Source organism: Pseudomonas sp. St29 (assembly GCF_001547915.1).
In the GTDB taxonomy this organism is placed as follows: Bacteria; Pseudomonadota; Gammaproteobacteria; order Pseudomonadales; family Pseudomonadaceae; genus Aquipseudomonas.
On the sequence record NZ_AP014628.1, the window covers coordinates 3,595,746 to 3,618,360 of the forward strand.

The 22,615-nt window shown below is 67.5% G+C and carries 19 protein-coding genes; 17 read left to right on the plus strand and 2 right to left on the minus strand.

Translation table 11 applies throughout. The annotated features are described in order from the left end of the window. Positions 1 to 30: 30 nt before the first annotated feature. Positions 31 to 564, minus strand: a complete 534-nt coding sequence (locus PST29_RS16090; protein WP_060839426.1) for a hypothetical protein — start codon at positions 562 to 564, stop codon at positions 31 to 33. Between the two features lie 455 nt (positions 565 to 1,019). Here PST29_RS16090 and PST29_RS16095 point away from each other — a divergent pair, with 455 nt between their 5' ends. Together PST29_RS16095 and PST29_RS16100 are read left to right on the plus strand one after the other, a co-directional pair. Next, complete coding sequence (locus PST29_RS16095) at positions 1,020 to 3,014, plus strand: methyl-accepting chemotaxis protein (protein ID WP_060843670.1); 1,995 nt, start codon at positions 1,020 to 1,022, stop codon at positions 3,012 to 3,014. 79 nt (positions 3,015 to 3,093) lie between these two features. Further along, complete coding sequence (locus PST29_RS16100) at positions 3,094 to 3,549, plus strand: SRPBCC family protein (protein WP_060843671.1); 456 nt, start codon at positions 3,094 to 3,096, stop codon at positions 3,547 to 3,549. On the opposite strand, the gene PST29_RS16105 is transcribed toward PST29_RS16100, so the two are convergent. After that, the gene (locus PST29_RS16105; protein ID WP_060843672.1) at positions 3,550 to 3,990 is read right to left on the minus strand and encodes a nuclear transport factor 2 family protein; all 441 of its coding nucleotides are present in this window, start codon (positions 3,988 to 3,990) and stop codon (positions 3,550 to 3,552) included. Positions 3,991 to 4,310: 320 nt separating this feature from the next. On the opposite strand from PST29_RS16105, the gene PST29_RS16110 reads away from it, so the two are divergent. From PST29_RS16110 to PST29_RS16180, 15 genes are all read left to right on the plus strand, one after another. Next, positions 4,311 to 4,760 (plus strand): DUF411 domain-containing protein, encoded by a 450-nt coding sequence (locus tag PST29_RS16110; protein WP_060843673.1) that lies wholly within the window; start codon positions 4,311 to 4,313, stop codon positions 4,758 to 4,760. Further along, a complete protein-coding gene (locus PST29_RS16115; protein WP_060843674.1) occupies positions 4,757 to 5,206 on the plus strand; it encodes a YqaA family protein in 450 nt (149 codons plus the stop codon). Before PST29_RS16110 ends, PST29_RS16115 begins: the two co-directional genes overlap by 4 nt. A 188-nt stretch (positions 5,207 to 5,394) precedes the next feature. Beyond that, positions 5,395 to 6,348 carry a D-2-hydroxyacid dehydrogenase family protein gene (locus PST29_RS16120; RefSeq protein WP_060843675.1) on the plus strand — a complete coding sequence of 318 codons (954 nt, stop codon included), beginning with the start codon at positions 5,395 to 5,397 and terminating at the stop codon, positions 6,346 to 6,348. Positions 6,349 to 6,793: 445 nt separating this feature from the next. Then, positions 6,794 to 8,356, plus strand: a complete 1,563-nt coding sequence (glgA, locus tag PST29_RS16125; protein ID WP_060839433.1) for a glycogen synthase GlgA — start codon at positions 6,794 to 6,796, stop codon at positions 8,354 to 8,356. Positions 8,357 to 8,367: 11 nt separating this feature from the next. Next, positions 8,368 to 10,158: a malto-oligosyltrehalose trehalohydrolase gene (gene treZ, locus PST29_RS16130; RefSeq protein WP_060843676.1), complete on the plus strand. Its 1,791-nt coding sequence runs from the start codon at positions 8,368 to 8,370 to the stop codon at positions 10,156 to 10,158. Continuing rightward, positions 10,155 to 12,236, plus strand: a complete 2,082-nt coding sequence (gene malQ, locus PST29_RS16135) for a 4-alpha-glucanotransferase (protein ID WP_060839435.1) — start codon at positions 10,155 to 10,157, stop codon at positions 12,234 to 12,236. The genes treZ and malQ overlap by 4 nt, the downstream gene beginning before the upstream one ends. Continuing rightward, the gene (locus PST29_RS16140; RefSeq protein WP_060843677.1) at positions 12,233 to 15,031 is read left to right on the plus strand and encodes a malto-oligosyltrehalose synthase; all 2,799 of its coding nucleotides are present in this window, start codon (positions 12,233 to 12,235) and stop codon (positions 15,029 to 15,031) included. Before malQ ends, PST29_RS16140 begins: the two co-directional genes overlap by 4 nt. Before the next feature lie 21 nt (positions 15,032 to 15,052). Further along, on the plus strand, positions 15,053 to 15,331 hold the full coding sequence (locus PST29_RS16145) for a DUF2934 domain-containing protein (protein WP_060843678.1): 279 nt from the start codon (positions 15,053 to 15,055) through the stop codon (positions 15,329 to 15,331). A gap of 128 nt (positions 15,332 to 15,459) precedes the next feature. After that, positions 15,460 to 17,610 carry a glycogen debranching protein GlgX gene (gene glgX / locus PST29_RS16150; RefSeq protein ID WP_060839438.1) on the plus strand — a complete coding sequence of 717 codons (2,151 nt, stop codon included), beginning with the start codon at positions 15,460 to 15,462 and terminating at the stop codon, positions 17,608 to 17,610. Position 17,611: 1 nt separating this feature from the next. Further along, a complete protein-coding gene (locus PST29_RS16155; protein WP_060843679.1) occupies positions 17,612 to 18,625 on the plus strand; it encodes an acyl-CoA dehydrogenase family protein in 1,014 nt (337 codons plus the stop codon). Then, positions 18,622 to 19,380, plus strand: coding sequence for a PIG-L deacetylase family protein (locus tag PST29_RS16160; RefSeq protein ID WP_060843680.1), 759 nt, complete (start codon positions 18,622 to 18,624; stop codon positions 19,378 to 19,380). The genes PST29_RS16155 and PST29_RS16160 overlap by 4 nt, the downstream gene beginning before the upstream one ends. Further along, entirely contained in the window at positions 19,377 to 19,976 is a 600-nt protein-coding gene (locus PST29_RS16165) for a class I SAM-dependent methyltransferase (protein WP_060843681.1), read from the plus strand. The genes PST29_RS16160 and PST29_RS16165 overlap by 4 nt, the downstream gene beginning before the upstream one ends. Beyond that, entirely contained in the window at positions 19,973 to 20,626 is a 654-nt protein-coding gene (locus PST29_RS16170) for a glycosyltransferase (RefSeq protein ID WP_060843682.1), read from the plus strand. The genes PST29_RS16165 and PST29_RS16170 overlap by 4 nt, the downstream gene beginning before the upstream one ends. Positions 20,627 to 20,917: 291 nt before the next feature. Beyond that, entirely contained in the window at positions 20,918 to 21,676 is a 759-nt protein-coding gene (locus PST29_RS16175) for a PIG-L deacetylase family protein (RefSeq protein ID WP_060843683.1), read from the plus strand. Between the two features lie 83 nt (positions 21,677 to 21,759). After that, positions 21,760 to 22,539 (plus strand): endonuclease/exonuclease/phosphatase family protein, encoded by a 780-nt coding sequence (locus PST29_RS16180; RefSeq protein ID WP_060843684.1) that lies wholly within the window; start codon positions 21,760 to 21,762, stop codon positions 22,537 to 22,539. Positions 22,540 to 22,615: the final 76 nt, after the last annotated feature.

Sequence of the window (22,615 nt, forward strand, 5' to 3'; positions counted from 1 at the left end):
TCGCCGGGCGAGCGCACAAGCGTCGCGCAATCAGGCTTTGGTGGAGACGTTCTTGTCGGTCACCGTGGTGCCGTTGCCCTTGCCGTAGTTCTGCAGGCTCTGCAGCACGTAGATGGCCTTCTTGTACTCGGGCACCAGGTAGTTGGCGTACTTGTTGCCCTTGATGTTGTTGTTCTGGATGTCATCGAGCTTCATGGCGAAGTATTCCAGGGCATTGAAGGGCTCGTCCGGGTTCTTCGGAATGCCGAAGCGGTCGAACTTGTCGCCGGCGTTGAGCAGATTCAGCGCGGTGACGTCGGAAATCAGCCCGTTGTTCTTCAAGAAAGTGCTCATGCCGCCCAGGGACTTGGTGGTCACGTTGGTCGGATCAAAGCCCTTGATCTGCTTGTGCAGTTTCAACTGGTCCATCTTGCGGATGTCCAGCACCGTGGGGTTGCTTCCCACCAGGCTCAACATCTGCCGCACCTTGGCGCTCTGCGAAACCGGTTTGGAGGAACTGCCACCGCCGTCCTGCACCAACAGACCCGCCTTGCTGGTCCAGCCTCCAACGTATCCGATTGCCATGCTGACACTCCTGTAGTCCGGCTTGCCGATCCCCCTGTTGCGCTTGCTAGCGCCAGCCCCTGAAAGCTCTGATAAGGGACCTGAAACTGGGTGGAAGCCGTGTTGAATCATCTGAATGGGCGCCAGTATCAACGCCGGGGGAGCTCGGCAACAACGCTTTATTTCCACAATTTACAATTTTTGTACAAACTCGACACAATTCGCCCAAAGGCTTGATTTACAGGGTGGACAGAGGATCGCCCCTGCTCCAACCGTCATCTTTTCCTGGTCTGATCGAGGCTTTGCGCCCCTGCCCGGGGCCTTGGCCGAGCCGCGCTCATGGCGGTTTTCAAACCCGTCGCGATTTTTTTGGACGATCGTACTAAAGAGCTGAAAAACCGCGCCGACATCCTGTGGATGCCCTGACACGGCTCATCCCCCCGAATAATAAAAAACGCTCGGTAAGGACAGGTCCCATGCCCGCTTTGCGCACCATTCAAGCCCGCTACACGCTGTTTCTGGTCCTGTTCATTGTCTTGATGCTGATACTCACCGTCGTGGGCATCAGTCAGCTGGTCGCGCCCAAGCTGCGCCACACCGAAGAACAGGTGGCCCTCAATCGCATCGCCGAAGTGGCGGAACGCATCCAGGGCGAACTGAACAAGGTCCAGGCCCAGCAGCGCAGCATCACCCAGACCATTCCCCTGCTCGACAGCGACAGCATCGACCGGGTCCTGCCGGGGCTGGTGGACCAGTACGGCGAGCAGAAAGTCTTCGGTGGCGGCATCTGGCCCCTGCCGGGCCAGCGCACCCCGGGCCGCAACAAGCACAGCACCTTCTGGCACCGCGACGCCTCCGGCAAGCTGGTGGTCAACACGTTCTGGAACAGCGACCCGGCCCCCAACTACTACGACCAGTCCTGGTACAAGGGCGGCATGCAGACCGCTCCCGGCCAGTGCGCCTGGGCCGCGGCCTACAAGGACGACGCCAGCGCCGAACCGCGGACCAACTGCGCCATGGCCATCCGCCGTGACGGCCAGCCCTGGGGCGTGGCCACCATCGACGTGACCCTGGGCTTCTTCAACGACCTGGTGGCCCGCCAGGAAAAGGAACTCAACGCGCAGATGCTGATCGTCGAGGCCGACGGCAAGATCATCAGCAACAGCTCGCGCATCAGCGGCCCGATCGTCCTCAAGAACATTCGCGAACTGGCCTCCGCCTCGCCCTTCGCCGCCCGGATCCAGGCCGCGCTGGAGCAACGCGACAAGGGCAGCCAGCGCATCGAATTCGATAACGCCGGGGTGCCCAGCACCTTCTTCATGCGCGCCATCGAAGGCACCCCCTGGTTCCTCGCCAGCACCCTGCCCACCCAGCAGATCACCGCCCAGCGCGACGATGTGCTGAGCACCCTGAGCCTGTTGCAGATCCCCATGGTGATCCTGCTGGTGCTGCTGCAGGTCTATGCGATCCGTCAGCTGGTGCAACGCATGAAGATCCTCAAGGGCAACATCGATGCCCTGGCCACCGGCGACGCCGACCTGACCCGGCGCATCGTGATCCGCGCCGAAGACGAGCTCGGCGCCATCGGCCATTCGGTCAACCACTTCATCCAGTACCTGCAGACGATGATCGGCGAAGTGACCCAGGCCACCGACGCCATGGCCGGCAGCCTGGCGCAGTTGCAACAGAGTTCGGCCCACAGCCAGCAGATCCTGCTGCGTCACGCTTCGGAAACCGACCAGACCGTGACCGCCATCACGCAGATGAGCAGCACCGCCGACAGCGTCGCGGCCAACGCCGCGCAGACCGCGGACTTCACCCGCCGCGCCAACGAGCATGCCGAGCATTCGCGAGTGGTGGTGGGCCAGGCCTCGGGCAGCGTCATCGCCCTGATCGACGAAGTGGCCGATGCCACCCACAAAGTCGAAGCCATGCAGGCCGACGCTCAGCGCATCACCGAAATCCTCGGGGTGATCGGCGACATCGCCGGACAGACCAACCTGCTGGCCCTCAACGCCGCCATCGAAGCGGCCCGGGCCGGAGAGCAGGGACGCGGCTTCGCGGTGGTCGCCGACGAAGTCCGGGCACTGGCGGCGCGGACCCAGGACAGCACCTCGCAGATCAACGAAATGCTCAGCCGCCTGAGCCAGGGCGTCAGCTCCTCGGTCAGCGCCATGGAAAACACCCAGGCCAGTTGCCAGTCGGCGGCGGACGCCACCGCGCGGGTCAACACCGGCCTTGACCAAATGGCCGATTCGGTGAACCAGATCAACAGCCTCAGCACCCAGATCGCCACCGCCGCCGAACAGCAGAGCGCGGTGACCGAGGAGATCAACCGCAGCATGGTGAGCATCCGACACATGGTCGAGGAACTGGTGGAGAGCGCCCGGGCCGGCCAAAGCAATACCCAGAGCCTGCTGCAGGCCAACGCCCAGGTCAGCCACCTGATGAGCCGCTTCAAAGTCCGCTGAACGGTCACCCGCCGCCGCTGGCAGCCCAGGGCGGCGGGACTATATTGGAGGCTCCGGTCACAAGGAAGTGGAGTGCGTCATGGGCCAGCGCCAATCACATCTGTTGCAGGAACAGATCCGCCACGAGCTGTACATCCATGCCGGTATCGACACCGTCTACTACTACGTGACCCAGCCGGACCGCTGGCCGGAATGGCACCCTTGCAGCCTGCGGGCCGACACCGGGCTCGGCGGCTCGCTGCCGGCCGGCCACCGCTTCAGCGAAACCATGGACCTGCTGGGGGTGCAGATCCCCATGAGCTACCGGGTGCTGGTCGCGCAGTTTCCCAAGGAGTTCAAGGCCGTGTTCAGCTCCGCCGCGCTGGACGGCTCGATTCACTACCAGTTGAGCAAACAGGGTGACGGCACACTGCTGCGCCGGACCCTGGCGTTCTCCACCGACCTGCATCTGAACGGCCTGCGCCTGCGCATGGAGCAGCTGTCGGCCCAGGCCCTGGGCAATCTCAAGCAGCGCCTGGAAGCCGCGACCGGCTGATCAGAAGGCGCCGTTGGCATTGGCGGCCTGGTCCGGCAGCACCTGGCTGGTGTCCCAATGCTCGACGATCTTGCCCTGCTCCAGGCGATAGATATCGATGATCGACTTGACCACCCCCGGTTCGCGGCCGGTGTTGCGCACATGCACGATCACAAAGTCGCCATCGACGAACAGGCGTTTGATCTCGCTGCGCGATTGCGGGTAGTGCTGCTTGAGAAACTCGATAAAGGTCTTGAATCCCTCGATGCCGTCCGCCACGGCCGGATTGTGCTGAATGTAGTGCGCGCCCAGATAAGGTCGGGCAGCGGCGAAGTCCTTGTCGTTCAGGGCCAGTTGATAGAACGCCAGCACATTGCGCCGGTTCTCCTGCTCCTGGGCGCTGTACCCGGCCAGCGCCGGAGTGGCCAACAACAGCAGGAACAACGTCAGGTAGGGTTTCATGGAACCTCGCTTGTGTGCCGCGGGCCGTGCGCCCGGCCCTGTATAAGAATGTTCGCCCTGGCCGCCAGCCCACCTGACAAATCTGTAACCCAGGCCTCAGGTTGCTGACAGCCAGCGCCGCTTAGGCTGTGCCAAACCCGCAGGACTCTATCGGCATGCAGGGCCCTGCAACAAGCCATCGGTGCATCAGGTCCGCAGCCGGTGGTGCCCGGGCAGCGGCTTTGTATCACCTTGATACATACACGGGCGCCACAAACCGGCAAAAACCGCAAAAATGCGCGGCACCCGGCAATGGCCCGCGCATCCACACGAGATATTCCATGAAACACACACTGCGTCTGGCGGCCCTGTCCGCCCTGTTCCTCACCTCCCTGGCCCAGGCCGCCGGCAGCATCGACATCGATGTCCACCGGGACGCCAACTGTGGCTGCTGCAAGAAGTGGATCGAGCATTTGCAGGCCAACGGCTTCAACGTCCGCGATCATGTCGAGGCCGACATGAGCCCGGTCAAGCAGCGCCTGGGCGTGGCACCGCGCCTGAGCTCCTGCCACACCGCGGTCATCGACGGCAAGTTCGTCGAGGGCCACGTACCGGCCGAGCAGGTGCTGGCCCTGCGCAACCGCGATGACCTGCTGGGCATCGCGGCCCCCGGCATGCCCATGGGCTCCCCCGGCATGGAGATGGACGGCATGGGCGCCGAAGCCTTCCAGATCATCGGCCTGACCCGCGACGGCCGTGATGTGCTGGTGGCGGACTACCCGGCCCGTTGATCCTCGGCGCCTACCTCGGGCTGTTCCTGGCGGCCTTCGCCGCCGCCACCCTGCTGCCCCTGCAATCGGAAGCCCTGCTGGTGGGCCTGCTGCACAACGGCCAACTGAGCGTGCTCGGGCTGTGGCTGGTGGCGACCCTGGGCAATGTCCTGGGCTCCCTGGTCAACTGGTGGCTGGGACGCCGCCTGGAGCAATACAAGGAGCGCCGCTGGTTCCCGGTCGGCCCGCGGCATCTGGAGCGGGCCCGCCAGCACTACCAGCGCTACGGCCACTGGTCGCTGCTGCTGAGCTGGATGCCTCTGATCGGCGACCCGCTGACCCTGGTGGCCGGCGTCATGGGCGAGCCCCTCAAGCGTTTCCTGTTGCTGGTCAGTCTGGCCAAGGGCGCGCGCTACGCCGTATTGGTGTGGCTGACCCTGGGCTGGCTGACCGGCCCGGGCGCCTGACTGACACCCGTAGTGGGCTGGCCAGCCAGGGTACGGCCAGGACCATGCGCCTCCTGGGACCTGCTCGCCGAGCAGCCGACGCCAGCGAAATCTGCGTGCGCGGGGCGGCGGATCTGCGCCATGATCGGCAGCCTCAGCAGGCCCCGCCGGGCCGCTTGATCCGCCCCCCCCGAATCAGGAGCCCGTACATGACGCTGCAGATTGCGGTAATCGACGATTGGCAAGACGTGGCCCGCGAGGTGGTCGACTGGTCGGTGCTGCAGAGCATCGGCCAGGTCAGCTTCCTGCATGACTACCCTGGCGAGCGCGAGCTTCTGGTGCAGCGCCTGCTGCCGTACCAGGTGATCTGCGTGATGCGCGAGCGCACCCTGTTCGACGCCGATCTGCTGCAACGCCTGCCCCAACTCAAGTTGCTGCTGACCGGCGGCATGCGCAACGCCGCCATCGACCTTGAAGCCGCCAAGGCCCTGGGGATCCAGGTCTGCGGCAGCGACAGCTACCGGCAGGCCGCCCCGGAACTGACCTGGGCCCTGCTCATGGCCCTGACCCGCAACCTGCTCAACGAGGCCAATGCCCTGCGTGCCGGCCACTGGCAACAGGGCCTGGGCGGCGATCTGTACGGCAAGACCCTGGGCCTGCTCGGCCTGGGCAACATCGGCCAGCGGGTGGCGCAGTTCGGTCAGGTGTTCGGCATGCGGGTGATTGCCTGGAGCGAGCACCTCAGCGCCGAGCGCGCGGCCGCCGCGGGGGTGATCCACGTCAGCAAGCAGGCCCTGTTCGAACAGGCCGATGTGCTCTCGGTGCACCTGGTGCTCAGTGAACGCAGCCGCCACCTGGTGGACGCCCAAGCCCTGGCCTGGATGAAGCCCGACGCCCTGCTGGTCAACACCGCCCGGGGGCCAATCGTCGACGAGGCGGCGTTGATCGCCGCCCTGGAACAGGGCCGGCTGGCCGGAGCCGCCCTCGACGTGTTCGCCGAAGAGCCCTTGCCCGCCGGGCATCCGTTCCGGCACCTGCCCAATGTCCTGGCCACGCCCCATATCGGGTATGTCACTGAGCAGAACTACCGACTGTTCTTCAGCCAGATGATCGAGGACCTGCAGGCCTGGCACGCCGGCCGGCCGATCCGTCTGCTCAACTGACCCGCCGCCTCCCCGGCCCATTTTCGGGCAGCGCGCCCCAGGCCCTGCACCAGCGGCTGGCAGGGCCTCACCGTTTTCGCGCCGAGGGCTGCACGGCCACGCTCGCCGACGGTGCAGCCACGACCTTTCGTCGGGAGATGTCGTGGCTCCCGCCAGCCCTCCGGGGGAAAACCCCGGGGCCCACGGCGACGCTCTAGGTTCTGTCCTAGACTGAATTTCGCCCCGTGACCGGCCGGTCACTTTGACACTGAAAAAGTCGAAACTTTTCGCTTCGGCCCAGGGTCAGGTTAAAGGTAGGGCCGCTGCCACTGGTGCATTCCTTGCAGCGGCTGATCCACCCTTTCTGCTTCAGCGCTCGAGCAGCTCAGGCTGATCGATGTGTGGCGCGTTTGCGCCCGGCCACAGGAATTGGCCGACAGCACTTCAATAAAAACGGGAGAGACCCATGATCAGCGCCGTATTGAATACTCAGGGAGAGCATCCTCAACCACAGGCCGGTGAACGCACCGCCCAGCCGACTTCGGGGAGCAAGACGGTGCTGCCGCTGGCCCGGCACAATCCCAACCGCAAGCGGGTGCTGTTCGTCACTTCGGAAATCGCCGATCTGGTCAAGACCGGCGGCCTGGGCGATGTCTCCGCGGCCCTGCCCCGAGCCATGGCCCACCTGCACGATGTGCGGGTGCTGATCCCCGGCTATCCCCAGGTGCTGCACAGCGAGAACCCCATTCACATCATCGGCGAGCTGGGCGGCCACGCGGCGCTGCCGGCGTGCAAGATCGGGCGCATGGACATGCCCGACGGCCTGGTGATCTACGTGCTGATCTGCCCGGAGCTCTATGAGCGCGAAGGCACGCCCTACGGCGCCAACAATGGCCGCGACTGGCCCGACAACCATATTCGCTTCGCCCGCCTGGGACTGGCCGCCGCCGATATCGCCGCCAACCTGGCGCAGATCCACTGGTGCCCCGATCTGGTGCACGCCCACGACTGGCCCGCCGGCCTGGCCCCGGCCTACATGCACTGGCGCGGACAACGCACGCCGACCCTGTTCACCATCCACAACCTGGCCTACCAGGGCGTGGTCAGCCTGGCCTCCTGCCCGGAGCTGGGCATTCCTGAACACGCCCTGCAACAGGAAGGCATGGAGTTCTACGGCAAGCTGTCGTTCCTCAAGGCCGGCATGGCCTACGCCAGCCACATCACCACGGTCAGCGCCACCTATGCCCAGGAAATCACCACCCCGGCCTTCGGTTGCGGGCTGGACGGCTTCCTTGCCAGCAAGACCCAACAGGGCCTGCTCAGCGGCATTCCCAACGGCATCGACGAGAGCTGGGACGCCGCCACCGACAGCCATCTGTTCCGCCCCTTCAGCATCGGCGACTGGGAAGGCAAGGCGGCCAATGCCGCCTATGTGCGGCAGATGTTCGGCCTCGACCCCAGCAACGGCCCGTTGTTCGCGGTGGTCTCGCGGCTGGTCTACCAGAAGGGCCTGGACCTCACCGAGGCGGTGGCCGAGTTCATCGTGCAAGCAGGTGGCCAGATCGCCATCATCGGCCGCGGCGAACCGGAAGAGGAGCAATCCATGCGCGCCCTGGCCCGGCGCTTCCCCGGGCGCATCGGGGTGCATATCGGCTTCAACGAAACCGACGCCCGGCGCATGTTCGCCGGCAGCGACTTCCTGCTCATGCCCTCGCGCTACGAGCCCTGCGGCCTGAGCCAGATGTACGCCCAGCGTTTCGGCTCGCTGCCGGTGGCGCGCAACACCGGCGGCCTGGCGGACACCATCGACAATGGCGTCACCGGGTTCCTCTTCGACGAATCCACGGTCCCCAGCTACCAGGAGGCCCTGACCCGGGCGTTCAAGGTGTTTGCCTACCCGGCGCTGCTCAACGCCATGCGCTGCCGGGCCATGGCGGCGCCGTTCAACTGGTGCAAGGCGGTGGAACCTTACGCCGAGCTCTATGAACAGTTGGTGGCCAAGGCCCTGGGGCAGGCCGTGAGGCCGTAGGGGCCGGCCCCATGTCACTCAGCCCCCCCGCGAGCCACGGCGCGGTTGTCCTGGACGCTGCGCGCACCCGCTTCGCCCTCTGGGCCCCGGATGCGCGCAGCGTCAGTCTCGAACTCGACCAGGGCCGGTCGCTGCCCATGCAGGCCGAGGCCGATGGCTGGTTCGTGCTCCAGGCGCCCTGTCCTCCGGGCAGCCGCTACCGCTTCAAGATCGACCAACAGCTGCAGGTGCCGGACCCGGCGTCCCGGGCCCAGGACGGCGACATCCACGGCCCGAGCCTGGTGGTCGCCGCCGACGCCTATCAATGGCAGCACCCGGCCTGGGCTGGCCGGCCCTGGCACGAGGCGGTGATCTACGAGCTGCATGTGGGCGTCATGGGCGGCTACCAGGCGGTGCAACAGGCCTTGCCGGGCCTGGTGGAACTGGGTGTGACCGCCATCGAGCTGATGCCCCTGGCGGAATTCCCCGGCGCGCGCAACTGGGGTTACGACGGGGTTCTGCCCTATGCGCCGGAAGCCTCCTACGGCCCGCCCGAAGCGCTCAAGGCGCTGATCGACTGCGCCCACGGCCTGGGCCTGGCGGTCATTCTCGACGTGGTCTACAACCACTTCGGCCCCGACGGCAACTACCTGCCGCACTACGCCAAGGGCTTCTTTCGCCAGGACCTGCACACGCCCTGGGGCGCGGCCATCGACTTTCGCCGCCGCCCGGTGCGCGACTTCTTTATCGACAACGCGCTGATGTGGCTCCTGGAATACCGCTTCGACGGCCTGCGCCTGGATGCGGTGCACGCCATCGACGACCCGGACTTTCTCCTCGAACTGGCCCGGCGGGTGCGCCAGGCCGTGCCTCCCGAGCGCCATGTGTGGCTCAACCTGGAGAACGAACGCAATCAGGCCAGCCTGCTGCAACAGGGCTTCGATGCCCAGTGGAACGATGATGGCCACAACGCCCTGCACGTGCTGCTGACCGGCGAAACCGAGGCCTACTACGCCGACTTCGCCGACGACCCGACCACGCAACTGGCCCGCTGCTTGAGCCAGGGCTTCGCCTTCCAGGGCCATGTCGACCGCCACGGCAAGGCCCGGGGCGAACCCAGCGGCCACCTGCCCCCCAGCGCTTTCGTGCTGTTCCTGCAGAACCACGACCAGATCGGCAACCGGGCCTTCGGCGAGCGCCTCAACCAGCTGGCACCGCCCCAGGCCCTGCACGCCGCAACCGCGCTGTTGCTGCTGTCCCCGATGATTCCGCTGCTGTTCATGGGCGACGAGGTCGCCGCCGAGGAACCCTTCCTGTTCTTCACCAGTCATCAGGGACCACTGGCCGAGGCGGTGCGCGAGGGCCGGCGCAACGAGTTCGCCGCCTTCAGGGCCTTTGCCGATGCCCGGCAGCACCAGGGCATCCCCGACCCCAATGCCCTTTCGACCTTCCAGGCCTCGCGGCCACAGCCGCGCTCCGACCAGGCCGCCGCGCCCCGGGCGCTGTACCAGAGCCTGCTGCAGATCCGTCACCGCCAGTTGCTCCCGCGCCTGCCCGCCGCCCAGGCCCTGGGCACGCGGGTGCTGGCCGAGGGCGCCCTCAGCGCGCACTGGCGCCTGGGGGATGGCAGCCGCCTGCGCATCGACCTCAACCTGAGCCCGCACCGGGTCGAGCTGGCGCCCGAGCCTCCGGGGCAACTCTGGTTCGAACACCCGCCCCACAGCCTCGACCACTGGCGCCAAGGCTGGCTGCCGGCCTTCAGCGTGGTGGTCCAGCTGGACGACATACATGCCCCGACAGCCCCTGATGGAGAACGCCTATGAGCGATGCGCAACTGGAACTGCTGGCCAGCCGCGCCGGCCTGGCCGTGGATTGGATCGATGCCAACGGCCGTGGGCAGAAGGTCGAGCCCCGGGTCCTGCGGGCAGTGCTGGCGGGCCTGGGCCACCCTGCCGACAACGACCAGGAAATCCGGCACAGCCTGCAGCAACTGGAGGAACTGCAACACAGTCGCCACCTGCCGCCGCTGCTCACTGTCGACGTCGGCCAGGGGCTGGATCTGGCCCGCTACTTTCCGGCGCACACGGTCTGCGCCATCCAGCTGGAAGACGGCAACCCGCTGTCCCTGTCCCTGGATCAGGCCAGCGTGCTGCCCGGCGTGCTGCCCGTGGGCTACCACGGGATACAGGTGAACGACGAACACTTCGTCCTCGCCGTGGCCCCCGAACGCTGCTACAGCGTGGCCGACGCCGTGGACCAGGCCACGCCCCGCGCCTGGGGCCTGACGGTGCAGCTGTATGCCCTGCGGCGTCCCGGGGATGGCGGCTTTGGCGACACCCAGGCCCTGGAGGATCTGGCCCGCCAAGCCGCCGAGCGCGGTGCCGACGCCCTGGCCATCAGCCCGCTGCACGCCATGTTCGCCGCGGATCCCCAGCGCTACAGCCCCTACTCGCCCTCCAGCCGGCTGTTTCTCAACAGTCTGTACGCCGCGCCGGCGGCCATTCTCGGGGACCGGGCCTGGCGCACCGCCATCCAGTCCTGCGGGGTCGGCGAACAGCTGCAGGCCCTGGAGCATGAACCGCTGATCGACTGGCCCCAGGCCGCCAAGGCCAAGCAGTTGGCATTGCGGGCCCTGTATGCGGGCTTCTGTCACGGCCAGCACCCACTGCACGAGGACTTCGCCAGCTATCGCCGGGCCGCCGGCGAAGCCCTGGAAAACCACTGCCGCTTCGAAGCCATCCAGGCCCAGCGGGCGGCCCGTGGCGAAGACCTGGACTGGCGCCACTGGCCAGAACAATGGCGCAACCCGGCCAGCCCGGCCCTGGCCCGCTTTGCCCAGGAGCAGGCCGAGGAAATCGGCTTTCATGCCTTCTGCCAGTGGCTGATTGCCCGCGGCCTGGAACGGGCCCAGAGCGCGGCCCGCAGCGGCGGCATGGGCATCGGCCTGATCGCCGACCTGGCGGTGGGCGCCGACGGCGGCGGCAGCCAGGCCTGGAGCCGCCAGGAGCAACTGCTGGCGTCCCTGACCGTGGGCGCGCCACCGGACGTGCTCAATCGCCAGGGCCAGGGCTGGGGCATCTGCGCCTTCTCCCCCGAGGGCCTGCAGCGCCATGGCTTTCGTGCCTTTATCGAAATGCTGCGGGCCAACTTCGCCCACGCCGGCGGCCTGCGCATCGACCATGTCATGGGCCTGCAACGCCTGTGGGTGATTCCCCTAGGCGCGCCGCCCAGCGACGGCGCCTACCTCAATTACCCGGTGGACGACCTGCTGCGCCTGCTGACCCTGGAGTCCCACCGCCATCAGGCCATCGTTCTCGGCGAAGACCTGGGCACGGTGCCCGACGGCCTGCGGGACAAGCTCGCCGCCCGGGCCATGCTCGGCATGCGCGTGCTGCTGTTCGAACAGGACCACGGCTGCCACTTCAGGCCGATCCTCGACTGGCCGGACAACGCCCTGGCCACCACCAGCACCCACGACCTGCCGACCCTCAATGGCTGGTGGCAGGGCCGCGACATCGACTGGAACCTGCGCCTGGGCATGGTGGACGAACACGGCGCCCGGCAATGGGCCGAACACCGCCAGCGCGAGCGTGACGGCCTGCGCCAGGCCCTGGCCCGGGACCCGCAGAACTTTCGCCAGGACTGCCAGGAAACCGAGCAGGTGATCGACGCTGCCGTGCGCTTTCTCGGCCACACCCGGGCGCCACTGGTGCTGCTGCCCCTGGAAGACGCCCTGGGCATCGATGAACAGGCCAACCTGCCCGGCACCCTCGACAGCCACCCCAACTGGCGCCGGCGCCTGGCCAGCGCGAGCCGCCGCCTGCTGGAGGACAGCGACGCCGCCCGGCGTCTGGAACTGCTGGCCTGCGCCCGCCAGCAAGCCCTAGAGCGTGACCGATGAACTCCAGCACCCTGCCCCAGCCCCTGCCCCTGTTGCGGGCCAGCCTGCGCCTGCAGTTCCACCGGGGGTTCAGCCTCGACGACGCCGTGCCTTTGGTGCCCTACTTCGCCCGCCTGGGCATCAGCCACCTCTATGCCTCGCCGCTGCTGTGCGCCCGGGCCGGATCGATGCACGGCTACGACGTGGTGGACCCGACCCGGGTCAACCCGGAACTGGGCGGCGAAGCGGCCCTCAGACGCCTGGTGAGTGCCTTGCGCGCCCAGGGCATGGGTCTGATCCTGGACATCGTCTCCAACCACATGGCGGTGGGCGGCAGTGACAACCCCTGGTGGCTGGACCTGTTGCAGTGGGGGCGCCTGAGCCCCTATGGCGAATTCTTCGATATCCAGTGGCACTCCACCGACCCGCTGATGCAAGGCCAGCTGTTGGTGCCCTTTCTGGCCAGTGACTACGGCGTGGCACTGCAGCAAGGCAGCCTGCCCTTGCAGCTGGACGAGGATCTGACGGGCTTTCATGTGCAGCACCACGAGCATCGTTTTCCCATCTGCCCTGCCGACTACGGGGAGCTGTTGCGGATCGAATCGCCCCTGGCGCTGGCGGCCGCGGGCGAACTCAAGGCCCTGGCCGACGCCTTCGACGCCCTGCGCTTGCACAGCGATGCCCAGGCCCAGGCCCGGCCCCTGCAACAGGCCCTGGCGCGCCTGCTGCAACAGCCGGCGCTGCGCCAAGCGGTCGCCGAGCACTTGCAAGGCTACGACGGGCGTCAGCCCGAAGGCCTGAGCCGTCTGCATCAATTGCTGGAGCGCCAGAGCTACCGACTGGCCAGCTGGCGCACCGCCGCCGATGACATCAACTGGCGGCGCTTCTTCGACGTCAACGAGCTGGGCGGCCTGCGGGTCGAGCGCCCGGCGGTGTTCGAGGCCACTCACGCCAAGATCTTCCAGCTGATCGAAGTAGGCCTGGTGGACGGCCTGCGCATCGACCATATCGACGGCCTGGCCGATCCCCGGGCCTACTGCCGCAAGCTGCGGCGCCGGGTCGAGCGCCTGCGCCCCGGCCAGCACCTGCCAATCTACGTCGAAAAGATCCTCGGCGCCGAAGAAACCCTGGCCCGCGACTGGCAGGTGGACGGCAGCACCGGCTACGAATTCATGAACCAGCTGTCGCTGCTGCAACAGGCCGCCACGGGCCGGCCACTGCTGGCCGAACTCTGGAGCCGGTACAGTCGGCGGCCGGCGCAGTTTGCCCGGGAGGCGCTGCTGGCCCGTCAGCAGATCCTCAACGGTTCTCTGGCCGGCGACTTTGAAAGCGTGGCCCAGGCCCTGCTGCAAGTGGCGCGCCTGGACCTGATGAGCCGCGACCTGACCCTGGGCGCCATTCGCCGGGCGCTGCAGGAACTGATCGTGCACTTCCCGGTGTATCGCACCTACATCAGCGCCCGCGGCCGCGGCCCCCAGGACCAGCGGTTCTTCCAGCAGGCCATGCAGGGGGCCCGGGCCAGCCTGGGCGAAGCCGACTGGCCGGTGCTCGATTACCTGGAGCGCTGGCTCGGCGGCCAGGGCTGGCGGCAACAGCCGGCGGGTCGCCCACGCAAACTGCTGCGCCACGCCTGTGTGCGCTTCCAGCAACTGACCTCGCCGGCGGCGGCCAAGGCGGTGGAGGACACCGCCTTCTATCGCTCGGCGGTGCTCCTGGCGCGCAATGACGTGGGCTTCGACACCGAGCAGTTCAGCGCGCCGCCCGCGGCCTTCCAAAGCGCCTGCGAACAGCGCCTGGAGCGGTTCCCCGACAACCTGCTGACCAGCGCCACCCACGACCACAAGCGCGGCGAGGACAGTCGCGCGCGCCTGGCGGTGCTCAGCGAGCGCGCCGCCTGGTACGTGCGCCAGGTGCAGGCATGGCGGCCGCTGGCCGAGCCGCTGCGCCAAGGCCGCGACGGGCCATCGGCGGCGGATGAGCTGATCCTCTACCAGACCCTACTGGGCAGTTGGCCCCTGGACCTGCAGGCAGATGATCAACCGGCCCTGGCCGACTACGCCCGGCGGATCGGGCAGTGGCAACTCAAGGCCCTGCGCGAGGCCAAGCTGCACAGCAGTTGGGCCGCGCCGAACCCGGAGTACGAAGAGGCCGCGCAAGGGTTTATCCAGCGCCTGCTGTGCGCACCCGAGGGCCTGCCCTTGCGTCGCTCGATCGCCGATGCGGTGAATGCCATCGCCCCCGCCGGCGCCCTCAACAGCCTGGCGCAAACTTTGCTGCGCATGACAGTGCCGGGGGTGCCGGATCTGTATCAGGGCAACGAGTTCTGGGACTTCAGCCTGGTGGATCCGGACAACCGCCGGCCGGTGGACTACGGGGCCCGGCAACAGGCGCTGAACCGCCTGCGCGATCCCCGCGAATGGCTCACAGGTTGGCGCGACGGGCGCATCAAGCAAGGCCTGATCGCCCGGACCCTGGGCCTGCGCAGCCAGTACCCGGAGCTGTTCCGGCGCGGCCACTACCGGCCCTTGCCGGTGCTCGGCCAGGAGGCGGGACGGGTTCTGGCCTTCATGCGTGAATACCGGGAACAACGGTTGGTGGTGGTAGTGCCGATCCGGGTCGCCGCGCTGCTGGAGGACAGCGCAGTGCCCAAGGTCGATGCACAACGATGGGGCGATACCCGGGTGCAACTACCGTTCACCGCCTCGCGCCGCAACCTGAATGGACTTTTTTCAACCGGAGCAGTCACACCCCATAAGGAGTTGCTGATCAGTGCCGTATTGCAAGACTTTCCGCTCAATCTTTTGATTCAACATTGAATCCAGTCCAGGAGCATTGCGATGAGTACCGACGACAAACGCATTCGTGAATTCGCCTATCAGATCTGGGAATCGGAAGGCAAACCCCAGGGCCAGGAAGCCCGGCACTGGGACATGGCGCGCAAGCTGGCCGAAGCCGAAGCCCTGGCGCCGCCGCCCCCGGCCAAGGTCGCCAAGCCCAGGACCCGCACCGCCGCCGCCAAGCCCAAGGCCAAGCCGGCCGCCGCCGTGGTCCTGCCTCCGGGCGAGAAGCCGGCGCCGAAGAAACCCCGGGCCCCGCGCAAGCCGCCCGCCCACTGACGCCCTTCCCCACCCGTTGATCACCGCCGACCCGTGGCGCGTCATGGCGCCACAAGGGTTTGTCTCGCCCGGAAAAAACCGGAGCAACACGGGTATCAGCACTTGTCATCAGACCTGCAGGAGCAACCATGAGCCGATCCAAGCAGACTCCCGAGCACGAACCCTCGCGCATCCGTGAAGGCCTGCCCTTCCCGCTGGGCGCCACCTGGGATGGCCTGGGCGTCAACTTCGCGCTGTTCTCGGCCAACGCCACCCGGGTCGAACTGTGCCTGTTCGACGCCACCGGCGAAGTGGAACTGGAGCGCATCGAACTGCCGGAATACACCGACGAGATCTTCCACGGCTACCTGCCCGATGCCCACCCCGGGCTGATCTACGGCTACCGGGTGTACGGCCCCTACGACCCGGCCAACGGCCACCGCTTCAACCCCAACAAACTGCTGATCGACCCCTATGCCAAGCAACTGGTGGGGGAACTGAAATGGTCCGAGGCGCTGTTCGGCTACACCATCGGCCACCCGGATGCCGACCTGAGCTTCGATGAGCGTGACAGCGCGCCCTTCGTGCCCAAGTGCAAGGTCATCGATCCGGCCCACACCTGGGGCCACGACCAGCAGATCAACGTGCCCTGGGACAAGACGGTCATCTACGAGACCCACGTGCGCGGCTTCACCATGCGCCATCCCGCGGTGCCGGAAAACCTGCGGGGCAGCTTTGCCGGGCTGATGGTCGACGACGTGCTGGAGCACATTCGCAAGCTGGGGGTGTCGTCGGTGGAGCTGTTGCCGATCCACGCCTTCGTCAACGATCAGCACCTGCTGCACAAGGGCATGACCAATTACTGGGGCTACAACAGCATCGCCTTCTTCGCCCCGGACCCGCGCTACCTGGCCAGCGGCAAGATCGCCGAATTCAAGGAAATGGTCGCGCACCTGCACGAAGCCGGGCTGGAGGTGCTGCTGGACGTGGTCTACAACCACACCGCCGAAGGCAACGAACAAGGCCCGACCCTGTCCATGCGCGGCATCGACAACGCCTCCTACTACCGCCTGATGCCCGACGACAAGCGCTTCTACATCAACGATTCCGGCACCGGCAACACCCTGGACCTGAGTCATCCCTGCGTGCTGCAGATGGTCACCGACTCCCTGCGCTACTGGGCCACGGAAATGCACGTGGACGGTTTCCGCTTCGACCTGGCGACCATCCTCGGCCGCTACCACGATGGTTTCGACGAGCGCCACAGCTTCCTCGTGGCCTGCCGCCAGGACCCGGTGCTGCGCCAGGTGAAGCTGATCGCCGAACCTTGGGACTGCGGCCCCGGCGGCTACCAGGTGGGGCGCTTTCCGCCGGGCTGGGTGGAATGGAACGACCGTTTCCGCGATACCGTGCGGGCCTTCTGGAAAGGCGACGACGGCCAGTTGGCGGACTTCGCCGGGCGCATGACCGCCTCCGGCGAGATGTTCAACCAGCGCGGCCGGCGGCCCTATGCGTCGGTCAACTTCGTCACCGCCCACGACGGCTTCACCCTGCGCGACCTGGTGTCCTACAACGACAAGCACAACCAGGCCAACGACGAGAACAACCAGGACGGCAGCGACAACAACCTGTCCTGGAACCATGGCGTCGAAGGCCCCACCGACGACCCCGAGATCAACGCCCTGCGCCTGCGCCAGATGCGCAACTTCTTCGCCACCCTGCTGCTGGCCCAGGGCACGCCGATGCTGGTGGCCGGCGACGAATTCGCCCGCACCCAGCACGGCAACAACAACGCCTACTGCCAGGACAGCGAGATCGGCTGGGTCAACTGGGAGCTGGATGCCGACGGCAAGGCGCTGCTCAAGTTCGTCAAGCGCCTGATCAAGCTGCGCCTGAACTACCCGATCCTGCGCCGCGGGCGCTTCCTGGTCGGCAGCTACAACGAGGACCTCGGGGTCAAGGACGTCACCTGGCTGGCCCCGGACGGCAACGAGATGAGCACCGAACAATGGCAAGACCCCCACGGCCGTTGCCTGGGCATGCTGCTGGACGGCCGCGCCCAGGAAACCGGGATCCTGCGCCCCGGGGCCGACGCCACGGTGCTGCTGGTGGTCAATGCCCATCACGACATCGTCAATTTCCGCCTGCCCGAGGTGCCGGCCGGCGAGTTCTGGAGCTGCATGCTCGACACCAACCAGCCGGCGGTGCGCGGCCAGGAGCGCTTCGCCTTCGGCCACAGCTACTCGGTGACCGGGCGTTCGCTGCTGCTGTTCGAGTTGCAGCATGAGGAAGAAGACTGAAATGGACCTGCAAGCCTTCCTGCGCCATTACCCCGACCTGGGGCACGCCGATGCCCCGGCGCTGGGCCTGTGCCTGGAGGCTCTGGTGGCCGCCGGCCTGGATCGCCTGCCGCGGCCGGCGGGCGGTGCCACCCTGCAGCGTTGGCAGGCCCTGGCCCGGGTCGCCGGACATGACTTGGGCCTGTGCAAGCTCTACGAGGGACACACCGATGCCCTGGCGATCATGCAAGAGCTGGACTGCACCGTCGCCCCCGGCACCACCTGGGGCACCTGGGCCGCCGAACCGCCCCGGGCACGGGTTCAGGCCGACGCCGACGGCCCGCACTGCCGCTTGCGCGGGACCAAGGCCTGGTGCTCGGGAGCCGCGGTGCTCAGCCATGCCCTGCTCACCGCCTGGGACAGCGCGGGGCGCCAGCGCCTGGTGGCGGTGGCCCTGGACCAGCCCGGGGTGCAGGTCGAGCGCGGCGGCTGGCAGGCGGTGGGCATGGCCAATACCGACAGCCGACAGGTGCGGTTCGACCAGGCACGGGGCCATTGGGTCGGCGGGCCGGACGACTACCTGCAGCGCCCGGGTTTCTGGCAGGGCGCCATGGGCATCGCCGCCTGCTGGCTGGGCGCGGCCCAGGCCATCGCGCTGCCGCTGCGCGAACACTGCGCCAAGCACGACGAGCCCCACGCCCAGGCGCATCTGGGGGCGGTGGACAGCGCCCTGCATCAGGCCGCCTGCGTCCTGCGCCACAGTGCCCGGCAGCTGGACCAGGCCCCCGACGCCGATTGCCAACTGCTGGCCCGGCGCACCCGGGCCGTGACCGAAGCCAGCGTCGACAGCCTGCTGCGGCATGTCGGTCGGGCCCTGGGCGCGGGCCCCTACTGCCTGGACCGACACTTCGCCCGGCTGCTGGCCGACCTGCCGGTGTTTATCCGCCAGAGCCATGCCGAACGCGACCTGGCCCAGCTCGGCCAACAGCTGGCCGGCGAAGCCGCTGCGGCGGACCGGGGAGGATGGTGCCTGTGAAAGCCAATCCGATTGTCGGCCGCGGCACTTCACTGAAGGCCTGGCAGGCCTCCTCGCACCTGCGGGCGATGGCCTGCGTGGATATCCAGACCCTGGTTGCGCCCGGTTCGCGGGCGGTGATCGTGGCCCCGCACCCGGACGACGAAATCCTCGGCTGCGGCGGCCTCCTGCAATTGCTGGCGGCCGCGGGACGGGAACTGTTGCTGATTTCGGTCACCGATGGCAGCGCCAGCCATCCCGGCTCACCGCGCTGGCCCATCGAGCGCCTGAGCCTGGTGCGGCCCCAGGAGTCCGCCGAAGGCCTGCGCCGCCTGGACCTGCCACTGGCGCGGATCACATGGCTGCGCGGCGGCTTCGAAGACAGCCGCGTGGCCCGGGACGAAGCGGCCCTAGCGCGCTACATCCAGGCGCGCCTGCGGCCGGACGATGTGCTGTTCAGCACCTGGTGCGAGGACGGCCATTGCGACCACGAGGCCGTGGGCCGGGCCAGCGCCCTGGCCGCCCGGGCCGCGGGTGCGCGCCTCAGGGAGCTACCCATCTGGGGCTGGCACTGGGCCGACCCCGAGGGCCGCCAGTTGCCCTGGGAGCGCGCCCGCAAGGTGCTGCTCAGCCCCGCCCAGGTGGCACGCAAGCGTCACGCCATCCAGGCCTTCGCCAGCCAGCTGGAGGGCGACCCGGACATTGGCCTGGCACCGGTACTGGCGCCACACATCATCGAGCGTCTGCTGCAACCCTTCGAGGTGGTATTCCTATGAGCGTCGACAGTCACTATTTCGAAGGGCTGTTCGCCCGGGACCAGGATCCCTGGGCCTTTCGCCGACGCTGGTACGAACAGCGCAAGCGCGCCATCACCCTGGCCAGCCTGCCGCGGCGCCATTACCGGAGCATTTTCGAACCCGGATGCGCCAACGGCGAACTCAGCGCCGAACTGGCGACCCGTTGCGACAGCCTGCTGTGCTGCGACACCGCACAGACTGCGGTCAGCCTGGCCCGGCAACGCCTGCGCTCGATGCCCCAGGCCCGGGTGGAATGCGCGCGCCTGCCCGAGGACTGGCCCGACGGCCCCTTCGAGCTGATTGTCATCAGCGAGCTTGGCTACTACCTGGACCCTGGGGATCTGGCGCGCCTGGTGACTCGGGCCCTGGACTCCCTGGCCGCCGACGGTCAGTTGCTGGCCTGTCATTGGCGTCCGCCCATCGCTGGCTGTCCCCTGGAGGGCGGGCAAGTGCATGCAATGCTCCACCGGCAGTTGCAGCTGCCACGCCTGCTGGAACATCAGGATGCGGATTTTCTCCTCGACCTCTGGGGCCGCGACGCGGATTCGGTCGCGACCCTGGAGGGCCTGCGATGATCGGTGTGGTGATTCCCGCCCATAACGAAGAGCAACTGCTGGCCGACTGCCTGCAATGCGCCCTGACAGCCGCCAGCCACCCCGACCTGAAGGAGGACGTGCTGATCCTGGTGGTGCTCGACAGCTGTTCCGACCGCTCCCTGAGCATCGCCCGCCAGTACGCCGTACAGCACCTGCAATTGCAGGTGCGCAATGTCGGACGGGCGCGCGCCGCCGGCGCGCAATGGCTGCTGCAGGCCGGGGCACGCTGGCTGTCGTGCACCGACGCCGACAGCCGGGTGCCCGCGGACTGGTTGGTGGCCCAGCTGGCCCAGGGCACCGACGCCGTCTGCGGCACGGTCACCGTCGACTGCTGGAGCGAAGGCTTCGCGCCCCAGGCCCAGGCCCGCTACCACGATGCCTACCAGAGCGCCGATGAGCATCGGCATGTCCATGGCGCCAACCTGGGCATCAGCGCCGCGGCCTATGTTCGCGCCGGCGGTTTTGAAGCCCTGCCGTGTCACGAGGACGTGCAACTGGTGCGACAGCTGCAGCGCAGCGGCGCCAGCATCGCCTGGAGCCGGCACCCGCAGGTGATTACCAGCGGGCGCCTGGACAGCCGGGCCCGGGGCGGCTTTGGCGATTACCTGCAAAGCCTGGTCGAACCTTGAAGGGCGAGGAAGTAGCGCACGACTTTCGTCTTGTGGCCTCCCCCGGGGAGCAATTGCCGTCTACCCTGTGACAGGGTTCGTAATGCTTGAACAAAGCTTGGGCCGCCCCTGCGTGGACGGTTCCAGGCTGTGTATGATGAGCCCCGCATCGCGGCGCCCCAAAGGGATGGAGCGCCGGTACTTCACGCTGAGGCGGATGCCGGAATCAGCGTGCGGACAAACCCAGGGGCGCGGCTCGACGGTGGTTCCACCGCCCAGGCCGCGACCCGACAAACAGGGACGTGACACCTCATGAAAGCCATACCCGCAGTAGACAACAGCTGGTCCAGCCAGATATGGAACTCCGCCCGCCGACTGGCCGAGGTCCCGGCCATCAACCTGGCCAGCCTGGTTCCGCCAGGCTCACGGGCGGTGATCGTCGCCCCCCACCCCGGTGACGAGGTGGTCGCCAGCGGCGGACTGCTGCAAGTGCTGGCCCACCACGGCCACCCTTTGCAGTTGATCTCCATCAGCGACGGCAGTGCCAGCCACCCGGGCTCGGAACGCTGGCCCAAGCGCCGCCTCAGCGTGTTCCGCCCCCAGGAAAGCGCCGAGGCCCTGCGTCGCCTGGGCTTGCCGCTGCACAGCCTGAAGTGGATTCGCGGCGGCTTTGCCGACAACGCCCTGAGCGAGCGCGAGCAGCAACTGGTGCCCTTCATCAGCCGCTACCTGCGCGACAGCGACGTGGTGTTCAGCACCTGGCGCGCCGACGGCAACCTCGATCACGAAGCGGTGGGCCGGGCGACGGCCAAGGCGACGGCCCTGGTGGGCGCACGCTTCTACGAAATTCCGCTGTGGGCCTGGCACTGGCCGTCGCGGGAGGAGCATCAGATCCCCTGGCAGCGGGCCCGCAAGCTGCGCCTGGACACCTGGACCGTGGCCCGCAAGCGGCATGCTGCCCACGCCTATGCCAGCCAGCTGCAGGGCGAGCCGGAGATCGGCCTGGAGCCGGCGCTGTCTCCGGTGCTGCTGGAGCGCTTGCGCCTGCCCTACGAGATCATCCTGATGTAGACCGGGGCCGATGCACATTCAGCTGAACGCGAGCGCCTGCCGTCAGTCCCATCAGTAACCGCCACGGAAACACAGGAGCCCGCGTGAGCATCGATTGCCCCCCTCAGCCCGACCCACCAGGCATCAGCCGCCTGCGGGTGCTGACCGTCAATACTCACAAGGGCTTCACCGCCCTCAACCGGCGCTTCATTCTTCCGGAGCTGCGCGAGGCGGTACGCAGCACCCGGGCCGATCTGGTGTTTCTCCAGGAAGTGCAGGGGGAGCATGAGCGCCACGCCTCACGCCTGAACAACTGGCCCGAGCAGTCGCAATACGAATTTCTCGCCGACAGCATGTGGAGCGATTACGCCTACGGGCGCAATGCGGTGTACCCCGACGGCCATCACGGCAACGCCCTGCTGTCGAAGTTTCCCATCCGCCAGTACCGCAACCTTGATGTCTCCATCACCGGCCCCGAACGCCGGGGCCTGCTGCACTGCGTACTGGATGTGCCGGGCCACGCCGAAGTGCACGCCATCTGCGTGCACCTGAGCCTGCTGGAGAGCCATCGGCAACAGCAACTGGCCCTGCTGTGCCAGTTGCTCGAATCCCTGCCCGCCGAGGCGCCGGTGATCATCGCCGGCGACTTCAACGACTGGCAGATGCACGGCAATGTCACCCTGGGGCGACGGGACGACCTGCACGAAGCCTTCGAGCGCCATCACGGCCGCCCGGCCAAGACCTACCCGGCCCGCTGGCCGTTGCTGCGCCTGGACCGCATCTACCTGCGCAACGCCAGCAGCCATCGACCGCAGATTCTCGGCAACAAACCCTGGACCCACCTCTCCGACCACCTGCCCCTGGCGGTGGAAGTGCACCTCTAGCCGAGGCTCGCTGCCCGGCCCGCCAGGGGTGCGCGGGCAACCGCCGCAGGTGCGGGCCGGCCAGCGACGGCGTGCA

Bases quoted from the DNA above. Each gene is read 5' to 3' on its own strand.
- PST29_RS16105 (WP_060843672.1), bottom strand. From the start codon at position 3,990: ATGAAACCCTACCTGACGTTGTTCCTGCTGTTGTTGGCCACTCCGGCG.
- glgA (WP_060839433.1), top strand. From the start codon at position 6,794: ATGATCAGCGCCGTATTGAATACTCAGGGAGAGCATCCTCAACCACAG.
- PST29_RS16100 (WP_060843671.1), top strand. From the start codon at position 3,094: ATGGGCCAGCGCCAATCACATCTGTTGCAGGAACAGATCCGCCACGAG.
- PST29_RS16175 (WP_060843683.1), top strand. From the start codon at position 20,918: ATGAAAGCCATACCCGCAGTAGACAACAGCTGGTCCAGCCAGATATGG.
- PST29_RS16155 (WP_060843679.1), top strand. From the start codon at position 17,612: ATGGACCTGCAAGCCTTCCTGCGCCATTACCCCGACCTGGGGCACGCC.
- PST29_RS16165 (WP_060843681.1), top strand. From the start codon at position 19,377: ATGAGCGTCGACAGTCACTATTTCGAAGGGCTGTTCGCCCGGGACCAG.
- PST29_RS16140 (WP_060843677.1), top strand. From the start codon at position 12,233: ATGAACTCCAGCACCCTGCCCCAGCCCCTGCCCCTGTTGCGGGCCAGC.
- glgX (WP_060839438.1), top strand. From the start codon at position 15,460: ATGAGCCGATCCAAGCAGACTCCCGAGCACGAACCCTCGCGCATCCGT.
- PST29_RS16110 (WP_060843673.1), top strand. From the start codon at position 4,311: ATGAAACACACACTGCGTCTGGCGGCCCTGTCCGCCCTGTTCCTCACC.
- PST29_RS16095 (WP_060843670.1), top strand. From the start codon at position 1,020: ATGCCCGCTTTGCGCACCATTCAAGCCCGCTACACGCTGTTTCTGGTC.
- PST29_RS16170 (WP_060843682.1), top strand. From the start codon at position 19,973: ATGATCGGTGTGGTGATTCCCGCCCATAACGAAGAGCAACTGCTGGCC.
- treZ (WP_060843676.1), top strand. From the start codon at position 8,368: ATGTCACTCAGCCCCCCCGCGAGCCACGGCGCGGTTGTCCTGGACGCT.
- PST29_RS16090 (WP_060839426.1), bottom strand. From the start codon at position 564: ATGGCAATCGGATACGTTGGAGGCTGGACCAGCAAGGCGGGTCTGTTG.
- PST29_RS16145 (WP_060843678.1), top strand. From the start codon at position 15,053: ATGAGTACCGACGACAAACGCATTCGTGAATTCGCCTATCAGATCTGG.
- malQ (WP_060839435.1), top strand. From the start codon at position 10,155: ATGAGCGATGCGCAACTGGAACTGCTGGCCAGCCGCGCCGGCCTGGCC.
- PST29_RS16120 (WP_060843675.1), top strand. From the start codon at position 5,395: ATGACGCTGCAGATTGCGGTAATCGACGATTGGCAAGACGTGGCCCGC.